Source organism: Pseudomonas sp. BIGb0381 (assembly GCF_024809815.1).
Lineage (GTDB): Bacteria > Pseudomonadota > Gammaproteobacteria > Pseudomonadales > Pseudomonadaceae > Aquipseudomonas.
The window spans coordinates 281,330-293,363 of sequence record NZ_JANUEN010000002.1; the positions used below are offsets into that span (position 1 = coordinate 281,330).

The following is a 12,034-nucleotide window of genomic DNA, read 5'->3' on the forward strand; positions in this document are numbered from 1 at the left end:
GGTATGCGTGTAACACATACCCAGGCCATTTTTGCTGGCTAAAGCTGATAAAGATCAACTAGCCGCCGCTGTGCACGGCTCAATCTGGAGGCCCATTCACGGATTGAGATGGCCACGTGCCGAGGTGCCCCATGTTGCAGACTCCGCGTTTACTGTTGATTGCCCCTTCCACCATGACCCGCACGCCGGCGTTCGAGCGTGCCGCTGCGTTGGCACACGCGATGCAACTGCCGCTGCACATCGTCGCGTTTAATTATTTACAGGCCCTGGCCATCGCCGGCCTGTTCGCGCCAGACCAGATCGATCGCGCGCGGGAAGGGTACCTGGACACCCATCGGCACTGGCTCACCGCACAGGCAGACTCGATGAGCAAGCACGGGCTGGCGGTCACCAGCGAGGTAGTGTGGGTACATCACCCCTTTGAGGAAATCCTGCATTTCGTCAACGAGATGTCGCTGGCTCTGATTATCAAGGATGCCGAGGACGTACCGACGTTGAAACGGGTGTTCTTCACACCCCTGGACTGGCAGTTGCTGCGCGATTGCCCTGTGCCGGTGCACCTGGTCACCGAGGCACGGCATCCGCTGCCGCGCAAGGTGTTGGCGATCGTCGATGTGTTGCGCAGCGAGGAGCAGGACCTGGTGTTCAATGACCAGATTGTCGAGGCCGCAGCCAAGCTGGCCTCCCAGTGCAATGCACAACTGGAACTACTGCATGTGTACGACTGGGCGGCGGTGTATGCCAAAGACATGGGTTACGGCGCTGTACCCCTGGTTTCCGGGCTCTACGAGGCGCTGAACGAAGCGCAGCATGAGGCATTCGCCGGTTTGGCGGAGCGCCAGGGGATTGCCGTCGAACAACGGCATTTTATCGAAGGGGTGCCGCTGTGGAATATCTGCAACTTTGCGCATGACCACCAGATCGACGTCATCGTCATGGGCACCGTGCGGCACGCCGGGTTGAACAAGCTGCTGGGCACCACCGCCGAAAGCCTCTTGCACAATGCGCCCTGCAGTATGTGGGCAATCAAACCCCCGCGTGGTTGAAGCCGGCCGGTAGCCTTGAGAGGACCTTGGGCTGCGGGTGGCAGCAACACCGAACGCGCCCTGTATTCGGTTCCTGGCAGCATTTTGGCGATCCGGCAGGCCATTGACCTCGGGATAAGTATTTTCCGACCTGCTGGAGCGTGTCACAACCAGATACGCTTTGGCTGATCGAGATGTTTGGAATACAGGTGGAGCATTTTATGAATAACGATGAAACGCTTAGACAACGGGTGATGGAAGACCTGAATTGGGACCTGGCATTGAAAGCCGACCAGATTCTGGTTCAAGTGTCCGACCGCATCGTGACGCTCTCCGGTAACGTCGCCAGCCATGCCGAGCGTTGGCACGCCGAGCAGGCGGTGGCCCATGTCGTCGGCGTGGTGGAGCATCGCTTTTGCCAGCGGCGGAAAACGCGTAAATCTTGCGCATCAGACTCAGGTAGCACTTTGGGACCCGTGAGCCAAAACAAGGGTAGAGTGTTCATCACTTTCTGTTCATAGGGCCTTCGCGTAGTCGCACTGAGCGGTTCCAGCGTCCGGACAGGGCAAAAAAAACGGTATATCAATTGTTAAGTGAAGAATGAATCGTCCGCTGTTTGTTTCTCTGGATGGGCCCAAGGGAACCGGCAAAACCACGCTGTTGGAGGCCGTTACGAAAGCACTGAGGGCAGATAACAAAAAGGTGATCCGGCTTTGCGAGAGAAAAAGCGATCCCTACCGGGAGGGAACAATGGCGCTTGTTAACCAGCTCGTCAGAAGTCCCTCTCGGGAGTTGGAGCTGCGGGTGTGTGAACGCTTTGCTGACAGCCGTGCCTGGATTTCCCAGCAGGTGCTGGCTAAACAGCCACCAGGCAGCATCATCCTGATCGATCGCTGGTACCCGTCGGATGCTGCGTTTCGCCGGATAATTCCGTTTGCAGAGATCCTGCAGTTGAACATTGATCGAAACGTGCGAGTGCCAGACCTGCATGTCGGGATTGTCACTGCCCCTGAGATTTCATGGGCGAGGGCAGCAACACGACGGCGTGGGCTGAGCAGCACGGTGATCCATAAGCTGGAAGAACATAGCGCGTGTACCCAGGCATTCGAGCGAGCGAGTGCAGATCACGGTTGGGTTGTATGTCGTAATGAAGGAACGATCGAAGACGCAACGATGCAGGTGATGTCCGCGATCTACAGAGTCCTTGCTTGCGCGTCCCCGGCAGTCATTCTACCGGCCCCGACCTCCATCGATTCCTTGTGCTATCCAGGCTTCTAATGCATCGGCGCTCATAGGCTTGGCTATCAAATAACCCTGTGCTTCGGAACATCCCCACTGTATTAACAGGTCCAGGATTTCTTGATTTTCTACGCCTTCTGCAACCACCTGGTAGCCGAGCCCCTTAGCCAGTCCGATCAGGGTTTTAACCAGTTGCTTGTCATTTTGATTGCTGCCCAGCCCGCTGATCAGAGATTGGTCAAGCTTGACAGTATTGGCCGGGAGCTCCTTCAAATAAGCCCAGTTGCTGTAGCCGGTGCCAAAGTCATCAACAGCAACCTCTACGCCAAACTTACGGACACGCTCCAGTTGCCGGATGACTTCTTCGGGGTTGGTCATGAGCATGCTTTCGGTAAACTCAAGTTCAAAGCCAGCGGGGTCCAGGCCGTGCTGTTGAATCTCATGGATCATCGCGTCGACGAATTCGGCGCTTTCAAGATCGCTGACGGTAATGTTCATCGCTATCCGCAGGCGCACACCTTGCGCTTTCCAAATAACCGCTTGCTGGATGATTGCGTTGAGCACCCACAATCCAACAGAGGGTATGAGTGCGGTTTTTTCAGCCAAGGGTATGAATTCAGCAGGGCTGATGGGCCCCAGTAAAGGATGTGTCCAACGTAATAGTGCTTCTACTGAATGACACCGTCCTGAGGGCAGTTTGATTTTTGGCTGGTACACCAGGCTGAACTGTTTGTCGGCGCTGACCGCCTCCGGCAACGAACTCAACAACATGAACGCGCGTTGTTGAGCCGCATCAAAATGGGGTTCATAGCGCGACCATCCCAGCCTGCGGTCACGCGCCTCATCCGCAGCGCTGACCACCAGGCGAAGCCAGTCTTGCTGGAGCCCTGAGCTATGAATAGGCAGGACGCCAATCCCAACTTGCATGAGTATGGGGATGGCGTGGCATTCGACAGGCTTTTTGAAGTCCTTGAGGATGTTTTCACAAATGTGCTCGGCCGTTTGATCCTCCTCAAGGAGGAAACCAAACCGCGTCGGGCTAATTTTATAAAGTAGACACTGTGGCGGTAACAGTTTTTGTAGGCGCGCTTTGATTGCCAGGACCAAATCTGTGGCAAAACTGTAACCCAGCGCCTTCACAATATCGTTGAGGAACTTTGGCGAGATGATGTCAACCGCATACGCTTGGCACGCGCTGTGGGTCTTGAGCGCTTGGCGTATATCCTCCTCAAACCGGAGTCGATTAAATAACCCTGTGGGTTGGTCGACGAAGTTTCGAGAGCGCATGCTGTGGATGCGCATCATCACCAGTTCAGCAAAACCGCTGAGCATCGCGCTATCACGCTCACTCATGGCTGCGCGTGAGACTGTATCAATGATGCACAGGCTTCCCAGCGTAAAACCCTCTTCGGTAATCAGTGGGGTCCCCGTGTAATAACGAATATACGGAGGCCCCGTTACCAGGGAATTGTCTTTAAAACGGGGATCAAGCGTCGCGTCCAATACCTCCAGCGCGGCGTTATCCAGCGTCGAGTAAGCGCAGAAGGACACTTCTCGTGGTGTCTGCGTCTCTTTAAGCCCTACGCGCGCCTTGAACCATTGCTGATGCTCATCGACGATCGAAATCAGCGCTATGGGTGCGTTGAAGTAAGCAGAAGTCATCTCGACGATTTTATCGAAGACAGTATCGTACTCGCTGTCAGCTGGACAAAATTTCGCGACCTCTTTAAGCCGTTCAATTTCATTCGGCGGAATAGGAGCGCCTGCGCCCATGACAATCCTCGGAGTGGCTGTGTTTATGTGCACGGTATCAGACAGTGCCATCATTATGATGTTGTTTTTTCTATTCCTCTGATAGCTCAACGGTATGCAGGCAGGAGGCCTCTCCTGTGTTGCCGGGAGAGGCGCGTGTTTGGCCTCAGCACTGCGTAGACCACATGGATCACACGTTGATTTGCTGTTCAGGGCCGGAAGGGTTGGCTCCGTCTGTGCGGTGCGCCGCGAAAATATTACTTATGACAGTTTTAAATCGACCCAACGTAATTGCAGTTGACGATGACCAGAAGCGAAGGATCGAAGCCTTACCGATGTATTGCAGCGGCAGAGCGGCCGGTGATGCTCGGTTGATAATATGCATATGCTCTTTTAGTCGTTGATTCTTAATCGGTTTCACTTTCAACTGGCTTCTTTTTGACAGGTGAGAGTTGATGTCCGAGCGGTGTGATGTAGTGGTATTGGGGTTGGGGGCCATGGGGGCCGCTACGGTGTATCAGTTGGCGAAGGAGGGTGCGAATGTTGTTGGTATCGACCGCCATCACCCACCTCACAACCTGGGCTCCAGCCATGGCGATACGCGTATTACCCGGCTTTCGGTGGGTGAGGGCGCGCAGTACGTTCCCATTGTGCGCAATTCCCACCGCATCTGGCGCGAGCTTGAGCAATTGTCAGGGGAGTCGCTGTTCGAACAGTCGGGTCTATTGGTTCTGACTTCGAGTCCCGAGTTTGACCCCAACGATAAAACCGACTTCACATTGCGCACCATCGGCCTAGCACAGGCCTATGGCATCGAGCACGACGTTTTATCCGCCGACCAGATTCGCCAGCGCTTTCCACAATTTGCCAACGTACACGACACTGCCATCGGCTATTTCGAGCCAGGTGGAGGTTTTGTACGTCCTGAACGTTGCATTGATGTGCAGCTCAAGTTGGCCGAGCAACACGGAGCAATCCTCTACAAAGGCGAAACCGTCACTGGGATTAGCTCGAATGAGCAGGGAGTCCATGTCACTACGAATCTGCGCACGCTCTTTGCAAACAAGCTTGTGATTAGCGCCGGCAACTGGAGCGGCGGTTTGCTGGGCGAGCCGTTTGACAGCCTGCTCAGCGTCTACCGGCAGAAGCTGTTCTGGTTCGGGCTGGAGGAGGGCGCCGAGTTGGTGGATCACTCACCGACGTTTATCCTCACTCACGGCCGTGGCGACGACAAAATCAACTACGGCTTTCCCGCATTACACGGCGAGGGCAGCCTGAAAATCGCCACCGCGCAATACCACACTACTTCGTTGCCGCAAACAATGGATCGTACGGTCTCGTCGGCGGAAGAGCGGGACATGTATGAGCACCAGGTGCGCGGCCGCATCGTCGGTGTTACCTCGAACGTGGTCAAGTCTGCTGTCTGCGCCTACACCGTGACGCCGGATCGCCATTTCATTATCGATGAGCACCCGTCGTGGCAGCACACCTTGGTGGTGTCCGCCTGTTCCGGTCACGGCTTCAAACATTCCGCCGCGTTGGGCGAGGCGTTTGCACAGTGGTGCATACGCGGTTCGACCGACTTGGATCTCTCGTCTTTCTCCCTTAAACGCTTCGAGCGCTATCAATCATATTGTTAAGTTCAATATCTGCTGACGAAAGGCTTGGAAGCAGAGAGAGGAAAAGAACTAAAGCTAAACGCATACATTCCCTTATTCACATAACGTTTGGTAAAGGGGCGGCGGAACGTCGTCCCCGCGAGCGACTTAAACCATGTGTTAGACGCGAGGTAAGTCAAGCATTGAATGTGCAGGCGACGCCAAATGTACCTCAAGCCGAACCGAAAAGGTGGGCAACGAACGTGCGGGCGTTGGCAGATAAAGAAAGGCGAGGCGATCAATAGCGTTGCACTTCCTAATTGGCCTCAGTTCAAGGCAAAGAGGCATCTACGAAATCCGGGGCGATTCAGACTGGCCTGCATGCGTTGCAGTTCAAGGAACAACTCGCCAATTTCGTTGCGGCCAGGCGAGACGACTTCGCGGGTCAGATCGCCCCCGGCAATGCGCTTGAAGTGCTCGCCGGCCGCCTCCGCAGACCACTTAAGTAATAGTGATCGTGCTATCCGCATTCACGCAGTGAACTTGAACGGCAGAAGTGGGAACCCGTTCGATTATCGAACCCTGAATTCAATGGCTCAGGTACATGGGCTGAATGGGGCGCGCACCGGGTTCAATCGAGCAGGCGACTGACCTCACGCAGACGCACGTCGTTCAGGTTCCCCGTCGACGCCAGCAGATTGAGCTGCGCGAGCAGAATCGCGTAGCGTTGCTGGGCCAAACGTTGCTGGGTGTCCGTGACTTTCTGCTGTGCGTCCAGCACCTCCGTGTTGATGCGCGCACCGGCCTCGAAGCCGTGGGTCACCGACGTGAGGTTGACCTGGCTGGATTTCAGCGCCTGCTTGAGCGCCTGGTATTGGCTCATGCCGCTGGTCACTTGCAGGTAGGCCTGGCGGGCCATCAGCCCGGCGCTGCGGCGCGCATCCTCGAGTTCATCCAGGGCTTTGCTCTGCAACGCATGGGCTTCGCGCACGCGGCTGCTGGTACGGCCGCCGCCATACAGTGGCACGCTCAGTTTGACCCCGACCACCGTCTGGATATAACGATTCTCCGGCAGGGTGATGTCGTACACATCGCCGCCGACCGAGGCAAAACGGCCATGGGCGGCGATCAGGTCAAGGGTCGGCAAGTGGCCGGCTTGTTCCTTGTCGATGTCCATTTCGGCCAGGCGCTGGGCAATCTGCGCCCGCTGCACGGCGAGGTTGCCTTGTTGTGCGGTGGTGGCCCAGGCGCCGATCGCGGCGGGCACCGGAGCGCTGAATTGTGGCTCCTTGCCCGACCATGGGCGCGCCTGGGCGGCGGTCAATTGGGTGAGGGCTTCGGTGGCGATATCCAGCGCGCCGCGTGCGGCGATTTGCTCGGCGAAGGCCTGGTCGTATTTGGCCTGAACCTGTTCGAGCGCGTTGTGGGTGCTGGCGCCGTCGGCCAACAAACGCCGGGTGCGGTCCTGGCTCTCCTGCAGGGTTTGCAACTGTTGCGTGCGGGTGTTCAGCAGTTCCTGGTTAAGCAGTACGTCGAAGTAGGCGCGGGCGACACGCAGCATCAGGTCCTGGCGCGCCTGTTCGGTCTGCACCTCGCTGGCGCTGATCATCAGTTTGCTTTGGTCGTGGGCAACCACACTCTGCCAGCGCAACAGCGGTTGGGTGAGAACCACGGCATAGGCGTTGGTGTTATTGCGGTTGCGATGGTAGTCGGACGAATCCTCGGCATCGACCCACGCCGCGCCGCCGGTGACCGACAGGTCCGGTAACAGGTTGGCACGGCTTTGCGGTTCTTTTTCCGCGGTGGCCAATTGTTGCGCCTGTGCGGCGGCGAACTTCATGTCGTGGGTCAGCGCCTTCTGGTACAGCTGATACAAGTCTTCCGCCGCCGCATTGGCCGGGCAGCAGGCGAGGCTGAGGCCGCACAGGAAAGTGAGCAGTGTGATCGGGTCGAGATGCAGCCCTGGAATACGCAAGGGGATGTGCTCCACTGGAGAAGTTATCGGCTGAGGGTGCTTCTGCGCATCATCAGCACCATGGGAATGCCGATGGCCATGACCGCGCCCAATATGCCGAACAGCATGCTGAAGGCCAGCATTTGCGCTTGTTCACGCGCTTGCAGGTAAGGCATCAGGGCCAAGGCTTGTTGATGGCTTGCAAGGTTCAGGGACAGAAACAGCGGGTTGGATTCCACGCCGCCCCAGCCACTGGCAACCAGGCTGGACTCGGTCACATGCTCGGACAGCAGGCGATAGCGCTCCCACGAGAACCGCGTGAGCAGGGTCGCGGCAATGGCGATGCCGACGCTGCCGCCCAGCTGGCGCATCAGGTTGAGCACGCCCGAAGCGCCCGAGATCAACGTCAGCGGCAGACGGCGCATGGCCAGGTTGGTCAGCGGTACGAAGATCATGCCCAGGCCCAGGCCGCGAATCACCAGGGGCCAATAGAGCGTGTCCGGGTTGCTGTCGAGGGTGAACTGGGTGTGCAGGAACATCGCATAGCAGTACATGACGATGCCCAAGGTCACGAACACGCGCTCGTCGATCTTGTTTTCCTGAGACAGCTTGCCGATCACCAAGGTGCTGATGGCACTGGCCACCGCCCCGGGGAAAATCACCAGCCCGCTCTGGTACGCGCTCTGTGCCAGCAACGTCTGCAAAAACAGCGGCACCATGAATAACGTGCTGTACAGCCCGAAACCCACGCAAAACGCGCAGATGCAGCCCATCAAAAACTCGCGGTTCTGAAACAGCGCCACATTGACGATCGGGTTGGTCGCGCGCCGTTCCCACCAGAAGAACCCCACCAGGCTGAAGCTGCTGAGCAACAGGCAGGCAACCGTCCAGTTCGATTCCATCCAGTCCCAATGCTCGCCGCGCTCCAGCAGGATCTGCAGGCTGCCGACGCCCAGGGCCAGCAGGCAGAAGCCGCTGTAGTCGACGCTGCTGGGTTTGCTTTCATTGGCGGAGTCGCCGATGCACAGCCAGCACAGCAGCAGGGCCACAGCACCGATAGGCAGATTGATCAGGAATATCCAGTGCCAGGACAAGGTGTCGATCAGATAGCCGCCGACGGTGGGGCCCAACGTCGGCCCCATCATCACGCCAACGCCGTACAACGCCATGCCGCTGCTGACCTTCTCCTTGGGGAATACGTCGTAAATGATTGCCTGTGAAATCCCCAGCAACCCGCCGCCCGCCAAGCCTTGCAGTACGCGGAATGCCACCAGTTGCCAGAGTTCGGCGGAAAAGGCGCAGCCCACGGATGCCAGCACGAACAGCGCCGTGGAGACCAGGTAATAAGTGCGCCGCCCGAACCAGGCCGACAGCCAGCCGCTGACCGGCAGGATCACTACGTTGGCCACCACGTAGCCGGTGGACACCCAGGAGATTTCATCGACCGACGCCCCGTAGGTGCCCATCAGGCTGGGAATCGCCACGTTGACGATGGTCACGTCGAGCAGTTCCATCATCGACACCAGCGTCACGGTCAGCGCAATCAGATACGGCGACTTCATAACGTGTGGCTGCCGTGCTGTTGCGTGGCGACTTCGACGAAGGCGCTCATGCCGGGGCTCAACAAGGCTTTGTAGTCATCCGGCACGTCTTTGAGGGCAATCCTGACCTGCACGCGCTGCACCACCTTGGTGAAGTTGCCGCTGGCGTTCTCTTGGGGCAGCAGTGAAAACTTTGCGCCGGTAGCCGGTGCGAGGCTCTCGACCACCCCGTCGAAAGCCTGCCCGGGAAACGCATCCACAGTGACCTTGGCCAACTGGCCGACCCGCACGCGCCCGACCTGGGTTTCCTTGAAGTTGGCGGTAATCCACAGCGGGTCGGTGGCAATCAGGCTCAACAGCTTCTGCCCGGCGACCACGAATTGGCCCGGCTCGACTTCTTTTTTCGAGACGATGCTGCGCACCGGCGCGGTCTGACGAGTGTCGTGCAGCTTGATCCGGGCCTGTTCCAGTTCGGCTTGCGCCGCAGCGATCCGGTAGTCCTGCACTTTCAGTTCGGCTTTGTTGGCCAAGGTGCTTTGCGCGGCAGCCTGGGCATTGCCGCGTGCCGCTTCCTGGGCGTGGCTCAGGGCGTCGAAACGCGCCTTGGCCACCTCGAGATCCTGGGTGCTCAACACACCTTGGGCGCCCAGGCGGCGGGCGCGCCCGTAATCGTTGCGCGCCTGCTCCAGATTGGCGCTGGATTGTGCCAGCGCCGCTTGCGCCGCCTGGCGCATTGCGACCGCGCCGAGGACCTGGCTGTCCAACGCACCCGGACCGCCGCCGCGCCCTGCGGCGGCAAGCAACGCCTGCCATTGCGCCTCACGCTGCTCGACTTGGTATTGATATTCGCTGTCGCGGATCTGAAACAGCAGATCACCGCTTTGCACCGTGACGTTGTCTGTCACCGGCACGCTCATCACCACGCCCGAGAGCTTGGCGCGCACCGGAATGATCACGCCATCGAGCTCGGCGTTATCGGTACTCACGTAAGCGTTGGAATACTGCCAACGCTGCCAGCCGAGCAGCAGTAACCCACCGACCACAACGCCGCACAGTGTCAGTTTTATCAATTTACCTTTGGTCATGTTCTGCTCCCTGTGGTCATGCGAGGCTTGGGCACTCAGGGCGGTCCGTGGCGTGTTGCGCTTTGTGCTGCAGGAAGTGATGCACGCCATCCCACAAATCGATGCGCGATTTGATCGCGGTCTTGGCGCTTTCGACCATGTGCTGGTGTTGCACAGGGGTGGTGACGATTTCAGCGATGATGCGTTTAGCGGCCGGGCCGTGATCGTCGCCATCCATTTCGATGTGGCGCTTCAAGTAATAGGTGAGCATCGGCACCTCGGTTTCGCTGACCGACCATTGCGACAGCAGGCGTCCGAACATGTCGGGGATGATGTCTTCACGGCCAAAGAAGAAGTACGCCAACACCGCTTCGGTGGTGCCGTGTTGCGCCACATCGAGCGTCTGGCACATGAACACTTTGGCCGCCAATGGGATATCGCGGTCGCTGAGGGCCTTGGCCAGTGGTTCCTTGGCCTGGATGGCCGCGAGGAAACGGCGGAATACCGAGCTGTCGGCGCCGATTTCATCCATGGCGGTCAGGTACAGGTCCAGGTGGCTGATAAAGCCGCCATTGGGGTGTTCGTCGGTTTCTTCGCCGACCACGATTTCATTGATCAAGCGCGCAGCCGTGATATGCGTTGGCGGTACCCACGGCAACTCCACACAGGTGAGGTCGCGCTGGATGCGCTTGAGCAGGGTCATGAAGTCCCATACGGCAAACACATGAAATTCCATCAGTGTGCGTACATCTTCAACGGTGCGGATATTGGCGAAAAGCGGGTGGCCGAATAACTGGGCGCGCTCGGTTTCAATGTGGCGGTCGATATCAAAAGGCATAGCAGCTCCTGCGGCCTGATGGTTCAGGCCAAAATCCATGGGGAAAGTAAGGGGACCGTTCAGTCGTTCAGCGTGTCGCCACGGTAAGGATGGCGACCGGAGGCGTACTTGAAGGACGGTATGAAGCGTGTCTCCAGCAGGTATTGCCGGTCTGCATACCACCCCGCGTCCAGCAGTTGGCGGTGGACCTTGGGCAGGCGCCAGCACGGCACCGCTGGATAAAAGTGATGTTCCAGGTGAAAGTTCGCGCCGGCGTGCAGCCAGGTGCTCAGGCGCGAGGTACGCGAGCGGGCAGGGGGCTGGTCATGGCCCTCGCTGAAGGCATGTTCCTGATAGGCATTAACTGCCGAGAGCAGGAACGCAACCGCCAGGCTCAAGGCAAACCCAAGCAGTAGCCCGTCGATCTGCCACAGGGCGACCGCGTAGACACTCAACCAGCCGACCTGGCACGCGATATTGCAGCGCGCCAGTCGTCGCACCTGGGCTGCGCTCAAAGGCGAAGGCAAGGGCGATGGGCTGACCGGCGGGCCGAAAGCTAGGCGCAACGTCGCCTGCAGATAGTTCGAGGTGGCCATCAACCGTGACAGCGCAAGGCGGCTAAACAGGCTCCGATAACGCGAGAAGTGCCGATAGTCCGGGTCCTGTTCGCTGTTGCTGTAGCGATGGTGTTGCCAATGGTCGACGAAGTAACCGGTCACGCAGAATCCAGGCAGCAACGAACTGGTGAAAATGCCCAGGTAGCAACTGTGCATAGGCGTGCTGCTCAGGTTGAAATGGAAACCTTCATGCCCGAGGATCGCTTGCAGAAACCACCCGTACCCGGCCAGCACCCAAAGGGGCGAGCACAGCAACACCAACAGGGTGGCGGCCGTGTTCGCCACCCACACAAACAGCGCGAGGGGCAGCAGGAAGAGGCACAAGGCGTAACCGATGATCAACAGGGACTCACCCGACCGGGCCTTGAACAAGGCCCGATCGAGGCGGACCTGAGGCTTGCTGTGGAGTTGTCTGGCCATTGGCAAC

Annotated in this window: 10 protein-coding genes and 1 pseudogene; 4 read left to right on the forward strand and 7 right to left on the reverse strand. The window is 58.4% G+C overall.

Annotated features, from left to right (window positions below):
* The first annotated feature begins 131 nt into the window (after positions 1-131).
* The 3 genes from M2397_RS07640 (at position 132) to M2397_RS07650 (ending at position 2,303) form a co-directional block, all read left to right on the forward strand.
* Entirely contained in the window at positions 132-1,046 is a 915-nt protein-coding gene (locus M2397_RS07640; protein WP_259242564.1) for a universal stress protein, read from the forward strand.
* Between the two features lie 200 nt (positions 1,047-1,246).
* A complete protein-coding gene (locus M2397_RS07645; RefSeq protein ID WP_259242565.1) occupies positions 1,247-1,546 on the forward strand; it encodes a BON domain-containing protein in 300 nt (99 codons plus the stop codon).
* Between the two features lie 79 nt (positions 1,547-1,625).
* Positions 1,626-2,303 carry a dTMP kinase gene (locus M2397_RS07650; RefSeq protein WP_256663580.1) on the forward strand — a complete coding sequence of 226 codons (678 nt, stop codon included), beginning with the start codon at positions 1,626-1,628 and terminating at the stop codon, positions 2,301-2,303.
* Here M2397_RS07650 and M2397_RS07655 read toward each other — a convergent pair.
* A complete protein-coding gene (locus M2397_RS07655) occupies positions 2,256-4,037 on the reverse strand; it encodes a GGDEF and EAL domain-containing protein (RefSeq protein WP_259242567.1) in 1,782 nt (593 codons plus the stop codon). The genes M2397_RS07650 and M2397_RS07655 overlap by 48 nt on opposite strands.
* Before the next feature lie 434 nt (positions 4,038-4,471).
* On the opposite strand from M2397_RS07655, the gene solA reads away from it, so the two are divergent.
* A complete protein-coding gene (gene solA, locus M2397_RS07660) occupies positions 4,472-5,656 on the forward strand; it encodes an N-methyl-L-tryptophan oxidase (protein WP_259242568.1) in 1,185 nt (394 codons plus the stop codon).
* 329 nt (positions 5,657-5,985) lie between these two features.
* Here solA and M2397_RS30435 read toward each other — a convergent pair.
* The 6 genes and pseudogenes from M2397_RS30435 to M2397_RS07685 form a co-directional block, all read right to left on the reverse strand.
* Positions 5,986-6,099: pseudogene (locus tag M2397_RS30435) on the reverse strand (HAMP domain-containing protein); the annotation flags it as partial.
* A gap of 146 nt (positions 6,100-6,245) precedes the next feature.
* A complete protein-coding gene (locus M2397_RS07665) occupies positions 6,246-7,589 on the reverse strand; it encodes a TolC family outer membrane protein (protein WP_259242569.1) in 1,344 nt (447 codons plus the stop codon).
* 23 nt (positions 7,590-7,612) lie between these two features.
* A complete protein-coding gene (locus M2397_RS07670) occupies positions 7,613-9,130 on the reverse strand; it encodes a DHA2 family efflux MFS transporter permease subunit (RefSeq protein WP_259242570.1) in 1,518 nt (505 codons plus the stop codon).
* Positions 9,127-10,194, reverse strand: coding sequence for an HlyD family secretion protein (locus M2397_RS07675; RefSeq protein ID WP_259242571.1), 1,068 nt, complete (start codon positions 10,192-10,194; stop codon positions 9,127-9,129). Before M2397_RS07675 ends, M2397_RS07670 begins: the two co-directional genes overlap by 4 nt.
* A gap of 16 nt (positions 10,195-10,210) precedes the next feature.
* On the reverse strand, positions 10,211-11,011 hold the full coding sequence (locus M2397_RS07680) for a DUF3050 domain-containing protein (protein WP_259242572.1): 801 nt from the start codon (positions 11,009-11,011) through the stop codon (positions 10,211-10,213).
* 59 nt (positions 11,012-11,070) lie between these two features.
* On the reverse strand, positions 11,071-12,027 hold the full coding sequence (locus M2397_RS07685; protein WP_259242573.1) for a fatty acid desaturase: 957 nt from the start codon (positions 12,025-12,027) through the stop codon (positions 11,071-11,073).
* Positions 12,028-12,034: the final 7 nt, after the last annotated feature.